Annotated in this window: 26 protein-coding genes; 20 read left to right on the top strand and 6 right to left on the bottom strand. The window is 64.6% G+C overall.

The window, feature by feature from the left end:
- Window positions 1–7 precede the first annotated feature (7 nt).
- The 3 genes from EZM81_RS12845 to EZM81_RS12855 form a co-directional block, all read right to left on the bottom strand.
- Window positions 8–988 (bottom strand): substrate-binding domain-containing protein, encoded by a 981-nt coding sequence (locus EZM81_RS12845; protein WP_135450373.1) that lies wholly within the window; start codon window positions 986–988, stop codon window positions 8–10.
- A 72-nt stretch (window positions 989–1,060) separates the two neighbouring features.
- Window positions 1,061–2,083, bottom strand: a complete 1,023-nt coding sequence (locus EZM81_RS12850) for an ABC transporter permease (protein WP_248298223.1) — start codon at window positions 2,081–2,083, stop codon at window positions 1,061–1,063.
- On the bottom strand, window positions 2,080–3,558 hold the full coding sequence (locus EZM81_RS12855; protein WP_136645989.1) for a sugar ABC transporter ATP-binding protein: 1,479 nt from the start codon (window positions 3,556–3,558) through the stop codon (window positions 2,080–2,082). Before EZM81_RS12855 ends, EZM81_RS12850 begins: the two co-directional genes overlap by 4 nt.
- A 296-nt stretch (window positions 3,559–3,854) precedes the next feature.
- On the opposite strand from EZM81_RS12855, the gene EZM81_RS12860 reads away from it, so the two are divergent.
- Entirely contained in the window at window positions 3,855–4,340 is a 486-nt protein-coding gene (locus EZM81_RS12860; RefSeq protein ID WP_136645990.1) for an RpiB/LacA/LacB family sugar-phosphate isomerase, read from the top strand.
- Between the two features lie 500 nt (window positions 4,341–4,840).
- Here the strand turns inward: EZM81_RS12860 and EZM81_RS12865 are convergent, their stop codons facing one another.
- A complete protein-coding gene (locus tag EZM81_RS12865; protein ID WP_169052372.1) occupies window positions 4,841–5,293 on the bottom strand; it encodes an META domain-containing protein in 453 nt (150 codons plus the stop codon).
- A gap of 104 nt (window positions 5,294–5,397) precedes the next feature.
- Here EZM81_RS12865 and EZM81_RS12870 point away from each other — a divergent pair, with 104 nt between their 5' ends.
- From EZM81_RS12870 to EZM81_RS12945, 16 genes are all read left to right on the top strand, one after another.
- Window positions 5,398–6,195: a 23S rRNA (adenine(2030)-N(6))-methyltransferase RlmJ gene (locus EZM81_RS12870; protein WP_136645992.1), complete on the top strand. Its 798-nt coding sequence runs from the start codon at window positions 5,398–5,400 to the stop codon at window positions 6,193–6,195.
- 9 nt (window positions 6,196–6,204) lie between these two features.
- On the top strand, window positions 6,205–6,651 hold the full coding sequence (locus tag EZM81_RS12875) for a TerB family tellurite resistance protein (RefSeq protein ID WP_136645993.1): 447 nt from the start codon (window positions 6,205–6,207) through the stop codon (window positions 6,649–6,651).
- Entirely contained in the window at window positions 6,648–7,418 is a 771-nt protein-coding gene (locus tag EZM81_RS12880) for a phosphate/phosphite/phosphonate ABC transporter substrate-binding protein (RefSeq protein WP_136645994.1), read from the top strand. Before EZM81_RS12875 ends, EZM81_RS12880 begins: the two co-directional genes overlap by 4 nt.
- Window positions 7,419–7,520: 102 nt before the next feature.
- The gene (locus tag EZM81_RS12885) at window positions 7,521–8,303 is read left to right on the top strand and encodes an ABC transporter ATP-binding protein (protein ID WP_135450366.1); all 783 of its coding nucleotides are present in this window, start codon (window positions 7,521–7,523) and stop codon (window positions 8,301–8,303) included.
- A complete protein-coding gene (locus tag EZM81_RS12890) occupies window positions 8,303–9,007 on the top strand; it encodes an ABC transporter substrate-binding protein (protein WP_135450365.1) in 705 nt (234 codons plus the stop codon). Before EZM81_RS12885 ends, EZM81_RS12890 begins: the two co-directional genes overlap by 1 nt.
- A gap of 36 nt (window positions 9,008–9,043) precedes the next feature.
- Window positions 9,044–9,763 carry a transporter substrate-binding domain-containing protein gene (locus EZM81_RS12895; protein WP_135450364.1) on the top strand — a complete coding sequence of 240 codons (720 nt, stop codon included), beginning with the start codon at window positions 9,044–9,046 and terminating at the stop codon, window positions 9,761–9,763.
- Between the two features lie 39 nt (window positions 9,764–9,802).
- Window positions 9,803–10,681, top strand: coding sequence for an ABC transporter permease (locus EZM81_RS12900; protein WP_135450363.1), 879 nt, complete (start codon window positions 9,803–9,805; stop codon window positions 10,679–10,681).
- Window positions 10,678–11,505 (top strand): ABC transporter permease, encoded by an 828-nt coding sequence (locus tag EZM81_RS12905; protein ID WP_136645995.1) that lies wholly within the window; start codon window positions 10,678–10,680, stop codon window positions 11,503–11,505. Before EZM81_RS12900 ends, EZM81_RS12905 begins: the two co-directional genes overlap by 4 nt.
- A gap of 185 nt (window positions 11,506–11,690) precedes the next feature.
- Window positions 11,691–13,025 carry a glutamine synthetase family protein gene (locus EZM81_RS12910; protein WP_135450486.1) on the top strand — a complete coding sequence of 445 codons (1,335 nt, stop codon included), beginning with the start codon at window positions 11,691–11,693 and terminating at the stop codon, window positions 13,023–13,025.
- Between the two features lie 71 nt (window positions 13,026–13,096).
- Window positions 13,097–13,804: a type 1 glutamine amidotransferase gene (locus EZM81_RS12915; protein ID WP_135450361.1), complete on the top strand. Its 708-nt coding sequence runs from the start codon at window positions 13,097–13,099 to the stop codon at window positions 13,802–13,804.
- Between the two features lie 37 nt (window positions 13,805–13,841).
- Window positions 13,842–15,197 carry a glutamine synthetase family protein gene (locus EZM81_RS12920; protein ID WP_136645996.1) on the top strand — a complete coding sequence of 452 codons (1,356 nt, stop codon included), beginning with the start codon at window positions 13,842–13,844 and terminating at the stop codon, window positions 15,195–15,197.
- Window positions 15,197–16,498: an FAD-binding oxidoreductase gene (locus tag EZM81_RS12925; RefSeq protein WP_136645997.1), complete on the top strand. Its 1,302-nt coding sequence runs from the start codon at window positions 15,197–15,199 to the stop codon at window positions 16,496–16,498. The genes EZM81_RS12920 and EZM81_RS12925 overlap by 1 nt, the downstream gene beginning before the upstream one ends.
- A 185-nt stretch (window positions 16,499–16,683) precedes the next feature.
- Window positions 16,684–18,618: a DNA primase gene (dnaG, locus tag EZM81_RS12930; RefSeq protein WP_136645998.1), complete on the top strand. Its 1,935-nt coding sequence runs from the start codon at window positions 16,684–16,686 to the stop codon at window positions 18,616–18,618.
- A 74-nt stretch (window positions 18,619–18,692) separates the two neighbouring features.
- Window positions 18,693–20,684: an RNA polymerase sigma factor RpoD gene (rpoD, locus tag EZM81_RS12935; RefSeq protein WP_135450357.1), complete on the top strand. Its 1,992-nt coding sequence runs from the start codon at window positions 18,693–18,695 to the stop codon at window positions 20,682–20,684.
- 10 nt (window positions 20,685–20,694) lie between these two features.
- Window positions 20,695–20,967, top strand: a complete 273-nt coding sequence (locus tag EZM81_RS12940; protein WP_136645999.1) for an HlyU family transcriptional regulator — start codon at window positions 20,695–20,697, stop codon at window positions 20,965–20,967.
- Window positions 20,968–21,187: 220 nt separating this feature from the next.
- Window positions 21,188–21,382: a hypothetical protein gene (locus EZM81_RS12945; RefSeq protein WP_136646000.1), complete on the top strand. Its 195-nt coding sequence runs from the start codon at window positions 21,188–21,190 to the stop codon at window positions 21,380–21,382.
- Here the strand turns inward: EZM81_RS12945 and EZM81_RS18565 are convergent.
- Window positions 21,379–21,558, bottom strand: a complete 180-nt coding sequence (locus EZM81_RS18565) for a hypothetical protein (protein WP_248298224.1) — start codon at window positions 21,556–21,558, stop codon at window positions 21,379–21,381. The two genes, EZM81_RS12945 and EZM81_RS18565, sit on opposite strands and share 4 nt — an antisense overlap.
- A 314-nt stretch (window positions 21,559–21,872) precedes the next feature.
- Between EZM81_RS18565 and nrdR the strand changes: the two genes are divergently transcribed.
- Window positions 21,873–22,340 carry a transcriptional regulator NrdR gene (gene nrdR / locus EZM81_RS12955; RefSeq protein WP_135450353.1) on the top strand — a complete coding sequence of 156 codons (468 nt, stop codon included), beginning with the start codon at window positions 21,873–21,875 and terminating at the stop codon, window positions 22,338–22,340.
- Complete coding sequence (gene ribD, locus EZM81_RS12960) at window positions 22,337–23,446, top strand: bifunctional diaminohydroxyphosphoribosylaminopyrimidine deaminase/5-amino-6-(5-phosphoribosylamino)uracil reductase RibD (RefSeq protein ID WP_371685755.1); 1,110 nt, start codon at window positions 22,337–22,339, stop codon at window positions 23,444–23,446. The genes nrdR and ribD overlap by 4 nt, the downstream gene beginning before the upstream one ends.
- 145 nt (window positions 23,447–23,591) lie before the next feature.
- Here ribD and EZM81_RS12965 read toward each other — a convergent pair whose 3' ends face one another.
- Window positions 23,592–24,020, bottom strand: a complete 429-nt coding sequence (locus tag EZM81_RS12965; RefSeq protein WP_135450485.1) for a VOC family protein — start codon at window positions 24,018–24,020, stop codon at window positions 23,592–23,594.
- A gap of 88 nt (window positions 24,021–24,108) precedes the next feature.
- On the opposite strand from EZM81_RS12965, the gene thyX reads away from it, so the two are divergent.
- Entirely contained in the window at window positions 24,109–25,014 is a 906-nt protein-coding gene (gene thyX, locus EZM81_RS12970; RefSeq protein ID WP_136646002.1) for an FAD-dependent thymidylate synthase, read from the top strand.
- Window positions 25,015–25,110 lie beyond the last annotated feature (96 nt).

The following is a 25,110-nucleotide window of genomic DNA, read 5'->3' on the forward strand; positions in this document are numbered from 1 at the left end:
CCTCGCACTACTGACGGCTGGCCAGAAGCGCGTCCACGTTCTCGGCCGTGACCGGCGTCCACGGCACGTTGTATTCGGCCGCCTTGCCGTCAGCCCAAGGCATGTCGGGGTAACGGGTCCAGATGTCGGACATCGGCTGATAGTCGGGCAGCACGGCCGCAATGGCAAGGTCAAGCGCCCCTTGCGCCTGCGCCGCCCCGTCCTGCAGGATCGAGGCCATGTCGCCGGCCTTGACGGCCAGAAGGGCATCGGTCACCCCGTCGATACCGGCAATGGCAAAGTCCTTGGGGTTCTTGCCGGCAGCCTTGATCGCCTCGATCGCGCCAAGAGCCATTTCGTCGTTCTGGCCGATGACGCCGTTGATGGCATCGCCATGCTTGGTCAGCCAGTTTTCCATCAGGGTCTGCGCCTCGGCGCGGCTCCAGTTCGCGGTCTGCTGTTCCAGCACCTTGACGTCAGGGCATTCGGCAAGCGCCTTCATGTTCCCTTCCAGACGCTGGATCTGCGCGGACTGGCCGATGGGGCCTTCGATGATGACGACGTTGCCCTTGCAGCCGATCTTGTCGAGGACGTACTTGGCCTCCATGTAGCCCGACTGCACGTCATCCGAGCCGACGTAGGCGCGCAGCTTGTCGCTGTTGACCCTGGTGTTCGAGCCGAACACGGGGATACCCGCGTTGTGGGCGGCTTCGACCGCGGCAGCGCCCGCCTCGATGTCGATCGGAACGAAGATGATGGCGTCATAGCCCTGGGTGATCATCGTCTCGAACTGTTCCTGCTGGACGAGCGCGTCATAGCGGCCGTCGAAGATGGTCAGCTCGACAATACCCTCCTTGACCGCCGGGTGCGCCTCGGCGGCGGCGGCCCAGATCTGCATGAACTCTGCATTCAGGCCATAGACAGCAGCGCCGATCTTCGGCTTGTCCTGCGCCGCCGCCACGGTTGCCGTCACCGACAGGGCTGTGGCAAGCATAAGCATCTTCTTCATGGCTTCTTCCTCCCTTGGATTGCGCCTGGTTGATGCGGCAGGCTGAATGTCTGCCGCGCAAGTCAAGGACCTTCAGTCCTGCTTGTTCTTTGATTGGTCCAGCATCACGGCAGCCACAATGAGGATGCCCTTGATGACCTGCTGGTAATAGGATTCGACCCCCATCAGATCCAGACCGTTGTTCATCACGCCGATCAGCAGGGCGCCGATCAGTGTTCCCGAAACTCGGCCCACGCCTCCGGCAAGGGATGTGCCGCCAATGACCACCGCCGCGATGGCATCCAGCTCATAGGCAATCCCCGCCTGCGGCAGCGCCGAGCCCGTGCGCGCGGCCAGCAGCATCCCCGCCAGGCCGGCAAGCGCACCGGCGATCACATAGACGGAAAAGCGGATCCTGCGCACCGGAAGGCCCGATACCTTGGCCGCGTGCGGGTTGCCGCCGACGGCATAGACATGGCGGCCGAACCGTGTCTGCGTCAGGACAAAATGCGCGACCGCAAAGGTACCGAGCAACAGGAAGATTGGCACGGGGATGCCCCAGATGCTTCCCGTTCCGATCCACCGGAATTCCTCGGTCAAGGCCGGAATGGGACGACCGCCGGAATAGAGCAGCGTCAGACCCCGCGCCGCCGAAAGCATACCCAGCGTGACGACGAAAGCCGGGACATTGAAACGTGCAACGATCGACCCGGAAACCGAGCCACACGCCACCCCCGCGGCCAGTCCGGCAAGGATGGCAACCAGGGCAGGATAAGGGGCGCCCGCGATCATGCCGGTTGAAGATGTCGTAGCCAACGACGCGGCGACAACCCCGGCGAAGGCCGCAACCGAACCGACAGAGAGGTCGATCCCCCGGGTCAGGATGACGAAGGTCATGCCGATTGCGAGGATGCCGTTGATGGACGTCTGACGAAGGACGTTCAACAGGTTGCGTGTGGACAGAAAGTTGTCGTTGATCACCGCCAGCGTCAGGCACAGCAGAAGCAGCGCGATGAAGATTCCATAGCGCTGGATCACTGACGTAGCCGTCCACCCTCGCGCTGTCGTTGTTCTTGTCTGCATGGTCAATTCCATCGCTTCGCCGGCACGTGTCATGCGGCCAGATGCAACAATTCCTCGGCGGAAAGCTGGCTGCGAGCCAGTTCTCCGGCCTTTCGACCGTCCTTGAGCACGATCACCCGGTCAGCCATTCCCAGGATTTCGTCGGTTTCGGACGACACCATGATCACCGAGCCACCGCCGCGTGCGAAATCGGAGATGACCCTGTAGATTTCGCGCTTGGCGCCGACATCGACCCCGCGGGTCGGCTCATCGAGCAGAAGGATGCGTGGCGCGATCATGAACCACTTGCCAAGGACAACCTTCTGCTGATTGCCCCCTGACAGGTTGGCCACGCTCAACGCGTCACTTGCCGTCCTTATGCCCAGTTCCCGGATCATGCGGCTGGCGGCCTCGGCCTCCTGGCGGGAGCGCATCACGCCCAACCGGGACAATCGGTCAAGGCTGGACAGACAAAGGTTGTCCCGCACGCTTGAGCTGAGAACCAGACCGGTCTGCTTCCTGTCCTCGGTCACATAGGCGATTCCGGCGGACATCGCATCCGATGGCCCCGAGATGCGCACCGGCTGTCCGTTGATGCTGAGGCGACCACCGGCCTCGTCCGACAAGCCGAACAACCTGTCCAGCACCTCGGTCCGGCCCGATCCCATCAGGCCGTAAAGGCCCAGGATCTCGCCCTCGCGCAGATCGAACGACAGGTCACGAACCCCGCGCGCGGCAGAAAGGCCTTCGGCCCGCAGAACGACCCGATCGGCCGGGGTGTTCTCCTTCACGAATTCCTCGTTCAGGGGGCGACCCACGATCAGCCTGATCAGCTCGTCCTTGGTTATGTCGCCTATCGCACCGTCCTCGACAAAGCGGCCGTCTCGAAAGACGGTGTAGTGATCCGCGATCGAGAAGATCTCCGACAGTCTGTGGCTGACGTAGATGAGACCCTTGCCGCGGTTTTTCAGCGTCGCGATGGCATCGAAGAGATGTTCTGCCTCTGCCTCGCCAAGGGCAGAGGTCGGCTCATCCAGGATGATCACCTCGGCGTCATAGCTCAGCGCCTTGGCGATCTCGACAAGCTGGGTCTGGGCGACCGTGAGATCCATCATCACGTCGGTCGCCCTGATGGCAAACCCGAAACCGTCCAACAGATCCTGCGTCTGACGGTTCAAGGTGGCAAAGTCTATGCGCCCGAAACTGCGCAGAGGTTCGCGCCCCATGTAGATGTTCTCGGCCACCGTCATGGCCGGGACCGGCGAAAGCTCCTGCTCGACGATCGCAATCCCGTTCTGCAGGGCCTCTGCCGGACTGGAGAACACGACTTCGCGGCCGTTGCGGCGGATCGTGCCGCCATCACGATCGTGAATGCCCATCACGATCTTCAGGAAGGTGGATTTCCCAGCGCCATTGCCGCCGCACAGGGCGTGCACCGTTCCGGCCTCAAGCCGAAATCTTCCGTCAATCAGTGCGGGCGAGCCCGAAAAGCTCTTGCTGAGCCCTTCGACCTCAAGCAACGGCGGCATGATGTCTTCCTCCCCTGCCCCGACAAATGTCAGATTTGTCTTGGCATGTGTAATCTAGGCGGAGTATTGCTTCTGTCAACAGGCATCTGACAATTGAAAAGCTGCCTATCGGAGGAGCGGAAGTGCTGCGACGCTACGCCTTGAAAAGGATCGGGAATCCGCCGCCCCACCCGTCCCTGCCGGGAAGTCCGGGCAGTCGCTCAGGGATGCCTCGTTGCAGGAAATGACGAATCGTTGGCCCAGGCCTGCGGCCGGCAAGCTGCATGGCCCGAACCACAAGGAAAGGAATGCGCGGGATGAAACTGGCAATAGCGGGCGACAGCGCCGGAGAGGCCCTGGCAAAGGTGCTGGCCGACTACCTGAAGGACCGGTTCGATGTGGTCGAGGTGAGCCGTGTGGATGGCGTGGCGGACCCCTACTACGCCAATCTGTCGGATCGCGTGGCCAGCGCCGTCGCAGCGGGAACCTATGATCGCGCGATCCTGATCTGCGGCACTGGGATCGGGGTTTGCATCGCGGCCAACAAGGTGCCCGGCATCCGTGCGGCACTCACGCACGACACATATTCCGCCGAACGCGCCGCCCTTTCGAACAATGCCCAGATCATCACCATGGGCGCCCGGGTGATCGGAGTTGAGCTTGCCAAGGCCATCGCCGATGCATGGCTGGCCCAGACAATGCACTTCGACGCATCCGGACGGTCTGCCGGCAACGTGGCGGCCATTGATGCCGTGGACGCAAAGTACGCCGGGTCCGGGAACCATGTTCGGCCTTCCTCATGATGCCCAGCCTGCGGGTCGCCTTCACGGCGCTTCCGTTTGCTTCCCGGACGAGCCGACCCATAGTGCAGCAATCAGCCCAAGGTCGCGCCCCCGGTAGCGGCCCTGATGGCAGTCGGCGGCAATTCGCGGCGATGCGCCGGCGTGCATGTGAGTGAATGGCAGGGAATATCGGCAGCAGGTTCTGGTGCAGCGGCCCCCAACCAAGGGGGCCGCATCGGGTTTGCGAAGCAGATCGCATGCAGTTTCGGCATCTTGCCGGCTTCTGTGGCATTCCCTCCGAAAGCTTTCATCACGCTTCAGACCCGGCATAGTCTGTCGCCCGTTCGTCTGCCCAGATATCTGCTGCCGAACCGACGCCGTGCAGAAGTCGATGGACACCATCGACCGACGGATCACGCACCAATCTGCGACCAGGGGAAACATCACCAAGGCGCAATCTTCCGAACGCCAATCGACAAGTCGATACCCGATCGACAGCGTTGGAAGCAGAGAATGAATACCTAGTCCCCACCCCCGAAACACAACACCGTCGATCCGTCTTCGCGGCTCAGCCGAAGACCGTCATCAGGGCCGACCGCGAAACCGCGCACCTCGGTCAGGGCTTTCAGATAGGCGCGCTCCAGTTCCATCGTGGCCGCGTCGCAGGCCATTCGCGTCACGGCAAGAGGCCCGAAGACGACTTTCCCGGCATCCAGTTCCGCTGTCCCGGCATAGCGGTTGCAACCCGCCCGCCCTGAGACCGCGCCGTCCGGCGTGACCGTCAGCCAGACATCCGCCATGTCCGGGATCGGTTCGGCATCAATGGTCTTCAACGTCCACACCAGATTGGCCACCCGCGCGACCAAGACCGAGGCACCCTCGCCTTCCGGGCCGTCGGCCGTCTCGCAGGGCGCAGCGGCAAGTGGCCCGGCGACAAGGGCAAGCAAGGCAAGGGCAGGCAGCATCTGGCGCATGGACTTCTCCGACGACCCGCAACAGCCTATCATGGCCATCTGGCAATCCGAAGCCGGGACAACCGGACCCTTTCCAAATCGGGCTGATCCGGCTAACCGGGGCCATGCTTTCCTACCAGCACCTCTATCACGCCGGAAACCTGGCCGATGTCCACAAGCATGCCACCCTTGCCTGGGTGCTGGATTACCTGACGCGCAAGGACAAGCCGCTGACCTATATCGAAACTCACGCCGGACGCGGGGTCTATGACCTGACCGCCGCAGAGGCGGTCAGGACCGGCGAGGCCGCGGCCGGGATCGCGCTGGCCCAAGGCTGGTTCCCGCCGGATCACCCCTATCGCCAGCGACTGGACGAGACCCGCGCCGCCTACGGCCCCAATGCCTACCCCGGTTCGCCCCTGATCGCGGCCCTGGGCTTGCGCGAGACCGACGCGCTGCATCTGGCGGAACTTCACCCGCAGGAACACGCGCATCTGAAGGCCGTGGCGCAGGACTGGGGCGCCCATGTCTACCAGCGGGACGGGTTCGAGCTGGCCCTTGCGCTGACACCCCCAACCCCGCGGCGCGGGCTTATGCTGATCGACCCCTCGTACGAGGTGAAGGCCGACTATGACGCCATTCCGCGGCACATGACCAGCATCCACCGCAAGTGGAACGTTGGCATCCTGATCCTGTGGTATCCGATTCTGCGGGGCGGGCCGCACGGGCCGATGCTCAAGGCGCTGGAAGCCACTTTTCCCGACGGCCTGCGGCACGAGGTCCGCTTCCCCCCCGCGCGTGAGGGTCACAGGATGGAGGGCTCGGGCCTGTTCATCGTCAATCCGCCTTACGGGCTGGCCGAGGAACTTGCCGCGATCACGACCCGCTTCGCAAGGCTTTCCAAGCCGATCGCCAGACCCTAATCTCGAGCCATGATCGACCTTCTCCGCCGCCTTCTGGCCACCGCCCCGACATCCCTGCCCAAGCCTGATGCCCGGCTGGCGCTGGCGGCGCTGCTGGTCCGCGTCGCCCGCACCGATGGGCTTTACGCGGCAGAAGAGGTCGAACGGATCGACCGTGTGCTGGCCCTGCGCCACGGCCTTGGCCCGTTCGAGGCGGCAAGGCTGCGGACAGAGGCGGAAGAACTCGAAGCGCAGGCCCCCGATACCGTCCGTTTCACCCAGGCGCTCAAGACGGCCATCCCGATGGAGGAGCGCGCCGAACTCATGACCGCGCTTTGGTCGGTGGCTCTGGCCGACGGACAGAGGGATGCCCACGAAGACCGGCTGATGCGTATGGTCGCCACGCTGCTGGGCCTGACCGATGTCGAATCGGCCCAGGCCAGACAGCGTGCCGAAAGGCAGGCCCGGCAGGAATGATTGCCAGTCTGGGCATGTATGACTTCGGCCCGGCCATGGCCGCGAACGACCGGTTCTGGGCCCTTGTGCGCGACGGCCTGCGCGCGCGCGGGATTGCCGCGCCCGATGCGCTGACCCGCGGCGAGGGCGCCTACTGGCCCGCATGGGAGGCGTCCGACCTCGTGCTGTCGCAAACCTGCGGCTACCCGTTCCGGGCGCGGCTGCACGGCCGGGTAACCTATGTCGGAACACCAGACTACAGGGTCGAGGGCTGTCCGCCCGGATATTACCGGTCGGTCTTCGTGGTCCGCACCGACGACCCCCGCCAGACCCTGCAGGAGTTTGACGGTGCGGCCTTCGCCTATAACGAGGCCCTGTCGCAATCCGGCTGGGCCGCACCGCAGACCCACGCAGCGAAACTGGGGATCCGGCTGTCCCCGGCACTCAGGACCGGCAGCCACCGGCTGTCGGCGCAGGCCGTGGCCGAGGAGAGGGCCGATATCGCTGCGCTGGACGCGGTAACCCATGCCCTGTTGCAGGACGTCGAGCCCTTCATGTCGCGCCTGCGGCAGATCGCGTTGACCGACCCGACCCCCGGCCTGCCCTACATTGCCGCTACGGGCGCCGATGCTGCGGCCACCTTCGACGCGATCGCCGGGGCGATTGCAGCCCTTTCACCCGAAGATCGCGCCGCCTTGCGCCTGTCGGGTATCGTGCGCCTTCCCGAAGCAGCCTATCTGGCTGTCCCGAATCCTCCTGCGCCGGAGGCGCTTCAGCCCGTGACCTAGGCAAATCGCCGCGTCATGGGTGTGATTTCGGCTGATTGTCCGTTGCAAAGCGGCAGAATCTCCGCCCTACTGCCTGATCAGACGCCCAAGGCCCCAGACCCGATGCCAGACACAGCCACCGACACCCCGGTCATCGAAATCCGCGACCTGCACAAGTGCTATGGCCCGCTGGAAGTGCTGAAAGGGGTCGATCTGGTCGCGCCACGCGGCCATGTCGTTTCACTGATCGGCTCGTCGGGTTCGGGCAAGTCCACGCTTCTGCGATGCTGCAACCTGCTGGAGGACAGCCAGCAGGGCGAAATCCGGTTCGAGGGCGAAGCCGTCCGCTGGAAGGGCGAAGGGCTGCATCGTCATCCCGCCGACCGCGCGCAGGTGACACGCATCCGCACCAACCTTTCGATGGTCTTCCAGCAGTTCAATCTGTGGGCCCATCTGACCATCCTGCAGAACGTGATGGAGGCGCCGGTCACCGTGCTGAAGCGCGACCCGAAGGAGGTCGAGGCCAAGGCGCGCGAATACCTGGCCAAGGTGGGCATCGCCGACAAGGCCGACGCCTGGCCCGCGCAGCTGTCGGGCGGCCAGCAGCAGCGTGCCGCCATTGCGCGCGCCCTGTGCATGGAACCCCGCGCACTTCTGTTTGACGAGCCGACCTCGGCGCTGGACCCCGAACTTGAGCAGGAGGTCGTCAAGGTCATCAAGGCGCTTGCCGACGAAGGGCGCACCATGATCCTCGTCACCCACGACATGAAGCTTGCCGCCGACTGCAGCGATCACGTCATTTTCCTGCACCAGGGCAAGATCGAGGAGGAAGGCCCCCCCGACCGGCTGTTCGGCACCCCGCAAAGCGAGCGGCTGCGCGGCTTCCTTTCGGCAACGGCCGCGTGATGACCTGCGCTGGCACCATCGCCGGGGCGGTGGCGGGGTTGGTCCTCGCGGCGTCCGAACCGGTGATCGTCGGGACCGACGGCCCGTTTCCGGCCTACATCCATGTGGACGAGGCCGGCACGATCACGGGCTTCGAACGCGACGTGATGGATCAGGTCTGCGACCGGGCAGCCCTGCGCTGCGACTGGCGGCTCGCGAATTTCGACCGGCTGATCCCCGGCGTGATGGCGGGAGAGTTCGACGTGGTCCTGGGTGGCATCGCCGTGAACGACGATCGCCGCGCACTGGTCGATTTTACCCAAAGCTACCACGGCACCGACCCGCAGGAATGGTATGTCGGCCGCCCAGGCGCACCTGAACCCGCGCGGGCGCTGACCGCCGTGCAGTCGGGCACTGTGCATGAGGCGCATCTGCGCAAGCTTGGCTTGCGGTTCACCGCATACAGGACGGAACCCGAGGTGCTGGCCGCTGTCGCCGAAGGCAGGGCAGACCTTGCACTCGGCCCGTTCGAGACAAGGGCCGACATCGCCGCATTCCTTGACGCAGAGGGGATGGATTACCTCTACTCCGACCTGATCCCGGACGACGGCGTGGCCATGGCCGTCTGCAAGGGAAATCCGCTGCTTGACAGTCTGAACGCAGCACTTGATGCCATGCGCGCCGACGGCACGCTTGCGGCCCTCGAAACCCGCTGGTTCGAATGAACCGGCGCAACATCCGATCCAAAGGGGAGACCTGGAATGAAGAAACTGCTTCTTGCCACCGCGCTGACCGCGCTTTCGGGCGCGGCCTTCGCGCAGGACGTCGTGCGTCTTGGCACCGAGGGCGCCTACCCGCCCTTCAACTTCATCAACGACGCCGGCGAAGTCGCGGGCTTCGAGCGTGAGGTGGGCGACGAACTGTGCAAGCGCGCCGGCCTGACCTGTGAATGGGTTACGAACGACTGGGATTCGATCATCCCGAACCTGCAATCGGGCAACTACGACGTCATCATCGCCGGGATGAGCATTACCGACGAACGCGACCAGGTGATCGATTTCACCCAGAACTACTTCCCGCCGGCAGCTTCGGCCTATGTGGCCCAGTCGCCCGACGTCGATCTGAAGGGCGTCGTGGCGGCTCAGGTCTCGACGATTCAGGCTGCCTATGTGGCGGAATCGGGCGCAACGCTGCTGGAATTTGCTACCCCCGATGAAACCATCGCCGCCGTCCGCAACGGCGAGGCCGTGGCGGTCTTTGCCGACAAGGACTTCCTTGCCCCGGTCGTGGCGGAATCGAACGGAGAGCTGGTCTTCGTGGGCGAGCCGGTCCAGCTGGGCGGCGGCGTCGGCATGGGCCTGCGCGAAAGCGATACCGAGCTGAAAGAGAAGTTCAACGCCGCCATCCAGTCGATGAAGGATGACGGCAGCCTGAACGTGCTGATCGAAAAGTACTTCGGCCCTGACGCGGCGAAGTTCTGAGGCAAGGGGGCGCGGCACTTGCCGCGCCCCGCATCCGCGATGTTCGACGCCTGCGCCGATCCCAAGGCCATCGAGGGCCTCACCTGGCTTGCTTGCTACCTGACCTCGGGCAAGCACATGGCATTCTATTGGTCGTTCGGGACGGTGCTTCTGCTTCTGGCCCTGACCGCCCCGGCCGCGCTGGCCATGGGCTTCCTCGGAGCCACCGCCGCACGTTCGCGCTTCCTTCCGCTAAGCCTTGTGGGCAAGGGCTATGCGGCCATCGTCCGCGGGGTGCCCGACATCGTGTTCTTCCTGTTCTTCGTCATCGCACTCGACCAGGGCATCGAATACCTGAAAAGCCTGGCCGTCTGCCCCGATCACAGCTGGCCCTGGCAGGGGCTCGAGTTCCGCGTCTGCCCCGAGGCCAAGGTGCCGCTGGCGCGATCCCCGGCCGCCTGGCACCAGGCCTATGGCTTCGGCCTTGCAGTCTTCACCTTTGCCATCGTCTTCGGTGCCTTCGCCGCGAACGTGCTTTACGGAGCGATGAACGCCGTGCCGAAAGCCCAACTCGAGACAGCCGAGGCCTACGGCATGTCGCACGCCCAGGTCTTCCGCCGCATCCTGGTGCCGCAGATGTGGGTCTATGCCCTGCCCGGCCTGTCGAACCTGTGGATGATCCTGATCAAGGCCACTCCGTTGCTGTTCCTTCTGGGTGTGAAGGACATTGTCTATTGGGCGCGAGAGCTTGGCGGGGCCAAGACCCAGGCCTACGACTATCCGCATCCCGACTGGCGCCTGTGGTATTTCCTTGCGCTGCTGGTCTTCTACCTGGTGTTCACGAAGGTTTCCGAGGTCGTGCTTTCCCGCATCTCTGCCCGGTTGAACCACGGCCAGGCCACCGCCGGCGGCGAAGCCCTGCGAAAGGCCGCGGCATGACCTGCTGGGAAACGATCCAGGCCTATGCCTTCCGATCCATCGGCCATGGCGAAAACCTTCTGCCGCGCAGTGATTTCACGATCTGCCAGCAGGTCACGCTGATCGGCTCGGGGATGATCTGGAACATCTACTTCGGCGTCCTGGCGCTGGCCTTGGGCTTCTTCCTGGCCGTAGCCGTGGCGCTGGGCAAGTCGTCGCGCCACCTTTTGGTGCGCAAGCCTGCCGAATGGTTCGTGTTCGTCTTCCGCGGCTCGCCACTGTTCATCCAGTTCTTCCTGGCCTACGAGGCGCTGCAGCTTCTGCCCAAGGCTGGCATCAACGTGCTTGGTATCACGGTGGAAACGGCATGGACCACCCGCGCCTGGGCCGGGGCGCTGTTTGTGCTGTTCCTGAACACCTCGGCCTATGCGGCCGAAATCTTTCACGGTGCGCTGAAGTCGATCCCGAAGGGCGACCTGGAGGCGGCGGAAGCCTATGGCATCACCGGATGGCAGAAGTTCCGCCGGATCCAGTGGCCCACCATGCTGCGCCTTGCCTGGCCTGCATACACGAACGAGGCGATCTTCCTGTTCCATGCAACGACGCTGGTCTTCTTCAGCGGCTTCCCTGCCTTCCGCCAGATGGGCGATGCGCTTTATTACGCCAACTATTTCGCTGACAAGACCTTCAACCCCTTCATCCCCTACCCCATCGTCGCGGCCTATTTCATCGCCCTGACGCTGCTCGTCATCGGTCTTTTCGGTCTGGTCAACCGCCGCCTGAACCGGCACTTGCCATCCAACGTCAAGAGCAGAATCCGCTTGCGTCCGCAGCTGATCCGATAGTAGGTTATTTTTGATCAAATTATCTGGGCACCCGCCCGGACCCTGCGGCAAAGCCGAAAAGAAGGCCCGCGGGGAGAGGCGATCGAAACCAGGGGAAGGACCAAGGGCATGGTCCGAACCTGCGCATCAGGCGGGCACTTGCGTGCCCGGGGCGCGGGGACCGTGCCCTACCTGATAGTATGATGATGAAGGATTGGCTGAGAAAGCACCCCGACGTGCGGACCATTCGCGTGGCCGCCGCGGATCTGAACGGGCAGGCAAGGGGCAAGCGCGTCCCCGCCCGCTTTGCGGAAAAGGTCGTGAAGGACGGGACGCGGTTCCCCTTCTCGGTCCTTAACCTCGACATCTGGGGCGAGGACATCGACGACAGCCCGCTGGTCTTCGAGCAGGGCGACCAGGACGGCGTGCTGAAACCCACCGAACGCGGCTTCATGCCGATGCCCTGGCTTGAGGCTCCGACCGCCCTTCTGCCGATCTGGATGTTCCGCGAGAACGGGCAGCCCTACGAGGGCGACCCGCGCCACGCGCTGCGCGCCGTGGTGGACCGCTACAAGGCCAAGGGGCTGACCCCCGTGGTGGCAATGGAGCTGGAATTCTTCCTGATCGACGATTCGGGCAAGACCTTGCAGGTCCCGCCCTCGCCACGCTCTGGCAAGCGCCGCAAGGCGGCCGAGACGCTGTCGATCCGCGCGCTGGATGCCTTCGACACCTTCTTCACCGATCTCTACGACGCCTGTGAGGCGATGGACATTCCGGCCGATACCACGACCTCCGAAACCGGCCTGGGCCAGTTCGAAGTGAACCTGATGCATTGCGACGACGCCTTGCGGGCGGCCGACGATGCCTGGCTTTTCAAGATGCTGGTCAAGGGGCTGGCCCGGCGGCATGGCTTTGCGGCCAGCTTCATGGCGAAACCCTATGCCGATTATTCGGGGTCGGGCCTGCACACACATTTTTCGGTCATCGACGAGAAGGGTGACAACATCTTCGATTCCGGCGGACCCAAGGGCACGGCGCAGCTGCGTCATGCCGTGGCCGGCTGCCTGGAGGCGATGCACGATTCCACGCTGCTCTTCGCGCCGCACCTGAACAGCTACGAACGGCTGGTCCCCGGAAAGCACGCACCCACCGCAATCTCCTGGGGTTACGAGAACCGCACGGCGGCAATCCGCATCCCGGCCGGCAATCCGGCGGCGCGCCGGATCGAGCATCGCGTGGCGGGGGGCGATGTGAACCCCTATCTGATGCTGGCAGCAATCCTGGGTGCCGCGTTGATGGGGCTGGAGGATCAAAAGGAACCCCCCGCCCCCATCACCGGCAACGCCTATGCCATGGACCTGCCGCAGATCCCGTCCACCTGGGAAGCTGCGATCGACGCCTTCGAGAACTCCGATATTCTCTACCGCTTCCTGCCGAAGGAGCTGATCCGCAACATGGTCCAGACCAAACGGCAGGAACTGCACTACATCGCCGAACTTTCTCCCGAGGAACGGGTCGAGCTTTACCTCGACACCGTATAGCCGCGTGCCCCCCTTGACCGCCGGGGGGGCTTCACACCACCTTCTGCCTTGACCAGATCAGGAACGGACCCATGCAGATCGGCATCCTTCAGACCGGCGAAAGCCCCGATGCGCTGCGGCACCAGGGCGACTATCCGGATTTCTTCGAAACCCTGCTGGCGGGCAAGGGCCTGACCTTCCGCCGCTGGGCCGTCCTGCGCAACGAGTTTCCGAAGGACGTGCATGAATGTGACGGCTGGCTGATCACCGGTTCGCGCCACGGCGCGTACGAGCCGCACGACTGGATCCCGCCGCTGGAAGATTTCATCCGCAGGGCCTATGCCGAACATGTGCCGGTCGTGGGCATCTGCTTCGGCCATCAGATCATCGCCCAGGCCATGGGTGGCAAGGTCGAGAAATTCGCCGGCGGCTGGTCGGTCGGCCCGACCGAATACGATTTCGGCGACCGGACCTATACTTTGAACGCCTGGCACCAGGACCAAGTGGTGAAGAAGCCTGAAATGGCGAAGGTTCTGGCCTCCACGGCGCTGTGCGAAAACGCGGCGCTGCTTTATGACGACCGCATGTTCACCGTCCAGCCCCACCCCGAATTCCGCAAGGAGTTCATGGAGGGGCTGATCAAGCACCGGGGGCCGGGTCTGGTTCCCGACGCGCTACTGGCCGATGCCATGAAACGGCTCGACACGCCGCTCGACAGCCCGTCGATGGCCGACCGGATCGCGGAATTCTTTCTGACCCATCAAGCGAAGAAAACCGGGGCCGAGAAGCTCCGCGCCTGATCTGCGCGGGGGCCACCCCCCAAAACCAGTGTGACTCATGTCCAAGTGGACCGACCAGCTGCCCGAGGCGGCACGCGACTACATCGGCAACCGCCGGGTAGACGAAGTGGAATGCATCATCGGCGACATCGCCGGGGTGGCGCGCGGCAAGGCGATGCCCGCCGCGAAATTCGCCAAGCAGACCAGCTACTTCCTGCCGAATTCCATCTTCCTGCAGACCATCACCGGCGAATGGGCCGACAATCCCTTCGACGCCTTCACCGAACCCGACATGATCCTCGAGCCCGACTGGTCCACCGCCACGGCGGCGCCCTGGACGGCGGATGTGACGCTCCAGGTCATCCACGATGCCAAGGACCATGACGGCAACCTGGTCTCCTTCTCCCCTCGCAACGTGCTCAAGCGCATCGTCGCGCTCTACGAAGCGCAGGGCTGGCGCCCGGTGGTGGCGCCCGAGATGGAATTCTTCCTGACCGCGCGCAATACCGATCCGAACATGCCCGTCATCCCGCCGATGGGTCGGACCGGCCGGCGCGCTGCGGCAAAGCAGGCCTATTCCATGTCGGCGGTGGACGAATACGGCAAGGTGATCGACGACATCTACGACTTCGCCGAGGCCCAGGGCCTGGAAATCGACGGCATCCTGCAGGAAGGCGGCGCAGGCCAGATCGAGCTGAACCTTGCCCATGGCGACCCGGTCCGGCTGGCCGACGACGTGTTCTTCTTCAAGCGCCTGATTCGCGAGGCGGCGCTGCGCCACGACTGTTTCGCCACCTTCATGGCCAAGCCGATCGCCGGCGAACCGGGCAGCGCCATGCACATCCACACCTCGGTCGTGGATACGAAGACCGGCAAGAACATCTTCGCCGGGCCCAAGGGCGCAGAAACCGAAGCCTTCCTGCACTTCATCGGCGGCCTGCAGAAACACCTCGGAGCCGCCGTCGCGCTGTTCGCACCCTACGTCAACAGCTACCGCCGCTATGTGCCGGACTTCGCCGCGCCCATCAACCTGGAATGGGGCCGCGACAACCGCACCACCGGCCTGCGCGTCCCGATCTCCTCGGCCTCGGCCCGCCGGGTGGAAAACCGCCTGCCCGGCATGGACTGCAATCCATATCTCGGCATCGCCGCGACGCTTGCCTGCGGCTACCTGGGCCTGATGAACAAGGTTCAGGCGCGGCCGGAATTCACCGGCTCGGCCTATATCGACAGTGAGGACATCCCGGTGAACCTCGGCGACGCTCTTGACCTTCTCGACGAGGACGAGGCGCTGAAGGACGTGATGGGCCACGACTTCATCAAGGTTTATGACAGCGTAAAGCGGAACGAATACAAGGAGTTCCTGCAAGTCATCAGCCCTTGGGAACGCGAACATCTGCTTCTGAACGTCTGATGAACCTTTTGCACATCAACGACCGGCGCGGGGAATGGCCGCAAAGCTACTATGCCGCCACAGCCGCGCCCATCGACCGCTTTCCGGTCCTGAAGGGCGCGACCCGGGCCGATGTCTGCATCGTCGGCGGCGGATATACCGGCCTGTCGGCCGCGCTGCATCTGGCGCAGAAGGGCTTCGACGTGGTGCTCCTCGAAGCGCACCGCGTGGGCTTCGGCGCCTCGGGCCGCAACGGCGGACAGGTGGGCAGCGGCCAGCGGCAGGACCAGGTCTGGCTGGAAAAGACCGTGGGACGCGAGAACGCCCACCGGCTCTGGGACCTGGCCGAGGAAGCCAAGACCCTGGTCAAGGCGCTCGTCCGCGACCACGCCATGCCGGTCACCTTCCACCCCGGAATCGCCCATGCCTGCCGGACCGAGACCGAAGTTCGCGACACCCATGCCTACGCCGAGAAGCTGCGCCGCGACTACGGCTATCAGCACCTTGAGCTTCTGGATCAGGCGGGCATCCGGCGGCTGATCGGATCGACCGAATATGTCGGCGGCGAGATCGACCGCGACGCCGGCCACCTGCACCCGCTGAACTATGCCATCGGGCTGGCGAAAGCGGCGGCCGGGGCGGGGGTGCGCATCCACGAACTTAGCGAAGTCCACAAGGTGGAGCCGGGCCCCCGCCCCGTGGTGCGCACGCCTTCGGGCCATGTCGATTGCGCTACGGTGATCCTTGCCGGCAACGGCTACCTCGGGCAACTGAGCCCGAAGGTTTCGGCAAAGGTCATGCCGATCAACAACTTCATGGTCGCGACGGAACCCTTGGGGGAAAGGGCGTGCGACCTTCTGTCCGAACCCGTCGCGGTTGCGGACACCCGCTTCGTCGTCAATTACTGGCGCCTGTCCGAGGACAACCGCCTGCTCTTCGGCGGCGGCGAGTCCTACGGCTACCGCTTCCCCGACATCATCCGGACCGTGTCGAAACCCATGCTTCAGGTCTATCCGCAACTGGCGAAGACCCGGATCGACTATGCCTGGGGCGGCACTCTGGCGATCACGGTGAACCGCATGCCCTGCTTTACCCGACCGGGCCAGAACGTGCTGTCCGCCTCTGGCTACTCGGGCCACGGCGTCGCCATGGCCACGCTGGCGGGTAAGCTGATGGCCGAGGCGGCGGCGGGGCAGATGGAACGCTTCGACCTGATGGCGAGCCTGCCGCAATACCGCTTCCCCGGCGGCGCGCTGCTGCGGTGGCCGCTGCTCGTCACCGCGATGACCTGGTACGCGATGCGCGATCGGCTGGGCATCTGACCCCTGTCGGCAGCGGGGTTTCACACCCCCGCACCCCTGTGGAGTACTTGGGAAAAGAGCAAGTACCTTTGGCCCTTTCCGGAAATGCTCTCGGAGCGCCGGCAGGCCAAGCGGTCTCGGTCAGGCCACATCGTGGTCCGCACCGGGGGGCTGCACCGGGCGCGCGATCTGGTATAAGCGGCGCCATGTCCCTGCCGACCGGATTCCTCGACGAGCTGCGAACAAGGGTGACCCTGTCCTCCATCGTGGGCAGGAAGGTCACCTGGGACATGCGCAAGTCGAACATGGCGAAGGGGGATTTCTGGGCCCCCTGCCCCTTCCATCAGGAGAAATCGGCCAGTTTCCACGTCGATGACCGCAAGGGGTTCTACTACTGCTTCGGTTGCCACGCGAAAGGCGATGCCGTCACCTTCGTGAAGGAGAGCGAGAACCTCGGCTTCATGGAGGCGGTGGAAATCCTCGCCCGCGAGGCCGGCATGCAGATGCCCGCCCGCGACCCGAAGGCCGCCGAACGTGCCGACCGCCGGACGCTGTTGCACCAGGTGATGGACGAGGCGGTGAAATTCTACCGCCTGCAACTCAAGACCGCCGCCGGAGCGGAGGCCCGCGCCTATCTGACGCAGAAGCGTCGCCTGACCGAAGAGGCCTGGGAGCGCTGGGACATCGGCTGGTCGCCCGATAACGCACAGGCTGTCGTGGAGGCGCTGGCGGCCAAGGGCATTTCACCCGATCTGATGGTTGCCTCGGGCGTGGTCGCCCGACACGACTCGGGCCGGCACTACGACCGTTTCCACGGCCGGATCATCTTTCCGATCCGCGATGCTCGGGGCCGGATCGTCAGCCTGGGCGGCCGCAGCCTCGACCCGAACGCGCGGGCGAAATACCTCAACGGGCCGGAGACCGAGCTCTTCGACAAGGGCCGCAGCCTCTTCAACCACGGCCCCGCGCGCGAGGCCGCGGGCAAGGGCAAGACGCTGATCGTTGCCGAAGGCTACATGGACGTGATCGCGCTGAGCGAGGCGGGGTTCACCGCAGCCGTCGCGCCGCTTGGCACAGCCGTCACCGAGGACCAGCTGCGCATGATCTGGCGTATCGCCGACGAGCCGATCATGGCGCTGGATGGCGACAGTGCCGGGCTGAAGGCTGCGCAGCGGGTGATCGACCTGGCCCTGCCGCTGCTTGAGGCCGGCAAGGCGCTGCGCATCGCCATCCTTCCCGGCGGCATGGACCCCGACGACCTGATCAGGATCCACGGCGCGCCGGCCATGCAGGCCATCATCGACAACGCGAAGCCGATGGTGCAGCTTCTGTGGCAAAGGGAAACGGAGGGGCGGGTATTCGACAGCCCCGAGCGCCGGGCGGCGCTGGACAAGGTTTTGCGCGGCCACCTTGCCCGGATCACCGACCCGTCGATACGCAGCCACTATGCCGAGGAGATGAAACGCCTTCGGCATGAGCTGTTCGGGACCAATGGTGGCGCTTCGCGGCCATTTCAGCCCGGCCCGTTCCGCTCGCGCGGCAGGCACGCCGTACCAGGCGGTGCCTTGGCCACGACGCGCTCGTCGCTGCTGGCCCAGGCCCAGGGCCCGGTGGATGAGATCCTGCGCGAGGCGGTGATCCTGGCAACGCTAATCCTGCACCCAGCGCTGATCCATCGCTTCGATTCCGCACTTCAGCGCATGGACCTCAGTGACGAGAACCATGAAACCCTGCGCCGCCTGATCCTGACCCACGCCGACAGCCTCGATCTGGCCGCGAAGATCCGGGAATCTGCCCCGGGCGCCCTTGACGCCCTGTTCCGACGTCCCCATGTCGCCATAGCGCCGCCGGTCCGGAATGCGGGGGATGACGAGCTGGCCGCCCTCTGTCTTGCCGAGGAACTGGCGAAGCTCGAAGCCCGCAGGGGCGCGCGGCGCGAGATCGAAGATGCCATGGAGGATTTCGACGGCCTGCCCGACGAAGGTCTGACCTGGCGGCTTTCCAAGGCCGCCGAAGCGCGTCACCGTTCGGAAAAGGGCGGCGCGACCGACAGTTCGGACCTAGGCGAGGATCGGGCCGCACTGTCAAGACATCTGCAAGCCCTGATCGATAGCCAGATCTGGGTCAAGAAAAACCGCTGATTCGGGCTGTCGCCCCGCCTGATTCGCGCTATTGATTCGAATGCATCGCCCCGATTCGCCCCTATGGAGACCTCATGGCCCTCAAGGACACTGACGACGCCAAGCCGGAAGCCGACGAACCCGATGTCTCGCTGGACATGAGCCAGGCCGCGGTCAAGAAGATGATCGCCGACGCGAAAGAGCGCGGCTACATCACCTATGACCAGCTGAATGCAGTCCTGCCGCCGGAACAGGTGTCCTCGGAACAGATCGAGGATGTCATGTCCATGCTGTCCGAAATGGGCATCAACGTCATCGAGGACGAAGAGGTCGAGGAAGGCGAGGCGCCCGTCGGCGATCTGGTCGACACCTCCACCAGCCGCGAACTTGCCGTCGCCGGCACGACCACCGAAACGCTCGACCGCACCGACGACCCGGTGCGAATGTATCTGCGCGAGATGGGTTCGGTCGAACTTCTGTCGCGCGAAGGCGAGATCGCCATTGCAAAGCGTATCGAGGCCGGTCGCAACACTATGATCGCGGGGCTGTGTGAATCGCCCCTGACCTTCCAGGCCATCATCATCTGGCGGGACGAACTTCTGAACGAAGACATTCTTCTGCGCGATGTGATCGATCTGGAAGCCACGTTCGGCCGCAGCCTCGATGGCGAAGAAGACATGGAAGGCCCCCCGCTGGACGAGGTCGGCGTGGGCCAGGCCGCGCCCCGCCGCGCCTCCAGCGCCGAACCGGAACTGGACGCCGACGGCAACCCGATCCTGCGCGAGATGGACGAGGACGAGGATGACGAGGCCTCGAACATGTCGCTGGCCGCGATGGAGGCCGCGCTGAAGCCGCGCGTGCTGGAAACGCTGGACTTGATCGCGCGCGATTACCAGAAACTGGCCGAGATGCAGAAAAGCCGGATGGATGCCACGCTATCCTCCAGCCAGCGCTTTTCCACGGCCGACGAGGCCGCATACCAGAAGCTGCGGTCGGAAATCGTGCTGCTGGTGAACGAGCTGCACCTGAACAACAGCCGGATCGAGGCGCTGATCGACCAGCTGTACGGCATCAACAAGCGGATCATGTCGATCAATTCGGCCATGGTCAAATTGGCGGATCAGGCCCGGATCAACCGGCAGGAATTCATCCAGGAGTATCAGGGTTACGAGCTTGACCCGACCTGGTTGGACCGCATGGCGCGAAAGCCGGGCCGGGGCTGGCAGGCGCTGATCGAGAAAAGCCGCGACAAGGTGGAAGAGCTGCGCGCCGAGATGGCCCAGGTCGGCCAGTATGTCGGCGTGGACATCAGCGAATTCCGCCGGATCGTGAACCAGGTCCAGAAGGGCGAGAAAGAGGCCCGTCAGGCTAAGAAGGAAATGGTCGAGGCGAACCTGCGCCTGGTGATCTCGATTGCCAAGAAATACACCAACCGCGGCCTGCAATTCCTTGATCTCATTCAGGAAGGCAACATCGGCCTGATGAAGGCGGTGGACAAGTTCGAATACCGCCGGGGCTACAAGTTCTCGACCTACGCGACCTGGTGGATCCGCCAGGCGATCACCCGATCTATCGCCGACCAGGCGCGCACCATCCGCATCCCGGTGCACATGATCGAGACGATCAACAAGCTGGTCCGCACCGGCCGCCAGATGCTGCACGAGATCGGCCGCGAGCCCACGCCCGAGGAACTGGCCGAGAAACTCCAGATGCCGCTGGAGAAGGTCCGCAAGGTGATGAAGATCGCCAAGGAGCCGATCAGCCTGGAAACACCCATCGGCGACGAGGAGGACAGCCAGCTTGGCGACTTCATCGAGGACAAGAACGCGATCCTGCCCTTGGATTCGGCGATCCAGGAGAACCTGAAGGAGACGACGACCCGCGTCCTCGCCTCGCTCACCCCGCGCGAGGAACGGGTTCTGCGGATGCGCTTCGGCATCGGGATGAACACTGACCATACCCTGGAGGAAGTGGGCCAGCAGTTCAGCGTCACCCGCGAACGTATCCGCCAGATCGAGGCCAAGGCGTTGCGCAAGCTGAAGCACCCCAGCCGTTCGCGGAAGCTGCGCAGCTTCCTCGATCAGTAGGGCGCGTGCGATGTCGCTCCTGTCCCGCCTCTTCGGACGGAAATCGGCCGATCCGGCCCCTGAATCCAGAACGGAAGGCGAGGATTACAAGGGCTACAGGATCGTCCCGCGGCCAATTCGCGAAGGCGGCCAGTTCCGGGTCGCCGCGCGGATCGAGAAGGACGGACGCGGGCACGATCTGATTCGCGCCGACACCATGGCCTCGGCCGAACAGGCAGCGGCGCTCTCGGTTGCCAAGGCCCGGCAGATGATCGACGAACAGGGCGACCGGCTGTTCGGCTGAACGGCGCAAGTCCCCCAGCTTTCCATCCGGTGCCCGTTCATCCCTGCCACAGGGATGGTGCGTGCGCACGCGTGCGCTTGCCTTGCGCGCAGCCCTTCCCCTTAATGCCGCCAGCCGGAACGACGCCATGGTTTCTTCCTGCCGTATCGGGTGCCGCTCACAAATGCGCTAAACCGCAGCCTTTCCGATCCTGGGCTAGATCGAAGAAGTCCGGGCCCGCGTGGAGCACGTTCCCGACGAGACCTCGGGCCTCTTGATCGGCGTCAACGTGCTGCCGCCCGATGCTCTTGTGTGGAAGCTGCCCTGCGGGCCCGACACGCCCACCAAACCGCAGGATGCGATCTGCTGGTTCAAGGAAGCCCCCGGCCAGTTCCCGGGTTTCGACAACCGGTCCCGAAAGACCGACTGCACCTAGGCCGGCGGCGCTGGCGCTGCCTCCCACCCTTCGCCCATGGCCAGGATGCAGGCCATGCCATTGGCGTAGCTTTGCACCAGCGTCCAGTCGCCCGAAGGCCGCCGCCAGACTTCAAGCAGCGCCTCGGCATCACGCAGGCCGGCACCAGCCAGCTCTGCCCCCTTCAACCGCGCCATGATTTCGACGCGCGGGGCGCATATCACCTCGGCAATCGGACCCTGCGCCTGTACCGGCCCGGCCAGCAGAATACAGCAAAGGATGAATCGCCGCTGCATACATGAAACTGTAACACGATGATGACGATTTTCACCCGTCTTTCCGCAGAGCATATCCCTGCCTGAGTCCCCGCAGCCACACCCTTGCCCCCAGATACGGTGGCCGAACCTTTGCCCTTCCCGAAATCCGCGCCCCTCGCCTATAGTCTGTAGTGGGAGCCGGGGTTCACACCCGGCCTTGAGGCAGGATAACCGAAAAGCAAGGGAGGGGGCCGATGCGCTGCCCATTCTGCGGCAACATCGACACGCAGGTGAAGGATTCCAGGCCGGCCGAGGATCACGTCTCGATCCGCCGGCGCCGGTTCTGCCCGGCCTGCGGGGGCCGCTTCACCACCTACGAACGCGTTCAGCTACGCGACCTGGTGGTCATCAAATCCTCGGGCAAGCGTGAGGATTTCGACCGCTCCAAGCTGGAGCGTGCCATACGCATCGCAATGCAGAAGCGCCCGATAGACCCCGAACGGATCGATCAGATGATCTCCGGCATCGTGCGGCGGCTGGAAAGCCTGGGCGATACCGACATCCCGTCGAAGCTGATCGGCGACATCGTGATGGAAAGCCTGGCACGCATCGACACGGTCGCCTATGTCCGATTTGCCAGCGTGTACAAGAATTTCCAGGCTGCCGACGATTTCGACCGTTTCGTCAGCGAGCTGCGGCCCGCCGACAAGCCGGAAGAGTGAGCGGGTCCGTCACAGACCGGGACCACATGGCCCACGCCCTGCGCCTTGCGACGCGGGGTCTTGGAAACGTGTGGCCCAATCCGGCCGTCGGCTGCGTGATTGTCAGGGATGGTCTTATCGTCGGTCGTGGCTGGACCCAAACCGGCGGTCGCCCCCATGCCGAAGCCCTGGCCCTCGCGCAGGCTGGTGCCCTTGCCGAAGGGGCCACCGCCTATGTGACGCTGGAACCCTGTGCCCACCACGGAAAGACCCCGCCTTGCGCCGAGGCGCTGGTCGCAGCCCGCCTCGCCCGCGTCGTCACCGCCCTGACAGACCCTGACCCCCGCGTCTCTGGCCGGGGCCACTCACTGCTCCGCGCCGCTGGGATCGACGTGACCGAAGGGATCCTTTCCTCCGAAGCTGCGCAGATCAACGCCGGCTTCCTGAAACGGGTCACCCGGGGCCTTCCCTTCCTAACCCTGAAGCTGGCGGCCAGCCTGGACGGACGTATAGCCACCGCCACAGGCGAGTCCCGCTGGATTACGGGCCCCGAATCCCGCCGCCGGGTGCATGCCCTTCGCATGTCGCACGATGCGGTCATGGTAGGCTCTGGCACCGCGCTTGCCGATGACCCCGACCTGACAGTGCGCGACATGGGCGCGACACGGCAGCCCGTCCGCATCGTCGTGGACCGCCAGTTGCGCCATTCCGCCAATAGCCGCCTGGGGCGCACGGCAGCGGAACATCCAGTCTGGATCCTTCACGGACCGTCTGCGCCAGATCATGCACGATCCGCGTGGCAGGCCACCGGCGCCACCCTGATCGAAATCCCCGAAGAGGATGGCCGCCTCGATCTGCCCGCGGCCCTGTCCGCGCTTGCGGACAAGGGGCTGACCCGCATCCTCAGCGAGGGGGGCAGTACGCTGGCGGCTGCGCTGGTCAGGGCCGGGCTGGTGGATGAACTCGCCATGTTCTGGGGCGGCAAGCTGATCGGGGCCGAGGGTCACCCCGCCCTTGGCCAGCTTGCCCTCGCTGCACTGCGCGATGCCCCCGCTCCACGGCCGATCGGTGTGCAGATCCTCGGGTCAGACGCCTATGCGCACTGGTCGATGCCTGCAACCTGCTGACAGCCATTCCGCAACTGTCGGTTCGACCTCGCCCGGCGCCATGCCGCGCCGGCAGCCAATTCATGGCCGCGGGCTGTCCAGCTGCCCTCCTCAGGAGGGCCCGGACTGAAAGCGCGGGCAGGATACCCGCGCCTGCCCTGAATCCTTACCAGTGCCCGGTCGATGGCATGCTGGCCCAAGGCTCGGCAGGAGGCTTCGCTGGCCCGCGCTGCAGCAGTTCGATCGACACGTTGTCGGGCGACCTGACAAAGGCCATCCGCCCATCCCGCGGCGGCCGATTGATCAGCACCCCGTTGGCCTGAAGATGCGCGCACATCTCGTAAATGTCGTCCACCTCGTAGGCGAGATGCCCGAAGTGCCGACTGTCCGACGGCAGGCCGGGATCGCCATCCCAGTTGTAGGTCAGCTCGATCGGGCATTCCTCCTGCCCCGGCGGCGCCATGAACACCAGTGTGAAGCGGCCCTGCTCGCTCTCATGCCGGCGCGTCTCCTGCAAGCCCAGAAGCTTGTAGAAGGCGATGGATTTATCAAGGTCCTTCACCCGGACCATCGTATGCAGATAGCGGATCGTCATCCTGTCCTCCATTCGTTCATCTAGCGGTATCACAGCCATCGACCGCAAGCTATAGTCCAGTCCGACTCGCCACCACATGAGGCCCGCCATGCCGCTGACCCCCGAACAACTGGCCGAGATCGAGGCCGCCCGGGCCAATCCCCGCCCCACGCTCCGCGCCGTCAGCGATGGCATGGAGGCGCATCTCTATCGCGTGCATCCGGTGCTTGACCACGGCTTCATCCGCGTCATCGACTACATGGGCGACGATGCCGCCATCGTCCAGGCCGCCCGCGTCTCATATGGGGCGGGGACCAAACACGTCCAGAACGACGAGGGGCTGATCCGCTACCTGATGCGGCACTGGCACTCCACCCCCTTCGAGATGTGCGAGATCAAGCTGCATGTGAAGCTGCCGGTCTTTGTCGCCCGCCAGTGGATCCGCCACCGCACGGCGAACGTCAACGAATATTCGGCGCGGTATTCGATCCTCGACCGGGAATTCTACATCCCCGCCCCGGAACATCTGGCGGCGCAATCGACGGTGAACAATCAGGGCCGGGGCGAGGTGCTGTCAGGGCCCGAGGCGGCACGGGTGCTGGAAATCCTGAAGCGCGACGCGACCACGGCCTACGACCATTACGAGGCGATGCTGTCGCAGGAGGGCCAGCAGGGCCTCGCGCGCGAACTTGCACGGATGAACCTGCCGATGAACATCTACACGCAGTGGTACTGGAAAACGGACCTGCACAACCTCTTCCACTTCCTGCGCCTGCGCGCCGACAGCCACGCCCAATATGAAATCCGCGTCTATGCCGAGGCGATTGCAGCCACCGTGCGCGATTGGGTGCCCCTGGCCTGGGCGGCCTTCGAGGATTACCGGATGGGCGGCGTGACGCTCTCTGCCAAGGCGATCGCGGTTCTGAAGCGGCGGCTGGCCGGCGAGACAGTGACGCAGGAGGCCTCGGGGATGAGCAAGGGCGAGTGGCGGGAGTTCGTGGAGGTCTGGGGGTAGATGGCGTTGAGCACGAAAAGGGTACTGGCTGGGATGACGCCATCCAAAAGGTGCTTGGGGTGACCTGCCCCGGTCGTCCCTCGTTCATAACGAGAG

The organism is Tabrizicola sp. YIM 78059 (assembly GCF_004959785.1).
Lineage (GTDB): Bacteria > Pseudomonadota > Alphaproteobacteria > Rhodobacterales > Rhodobacteraceae > Tabrizicola > Tabrizicola caldifontis.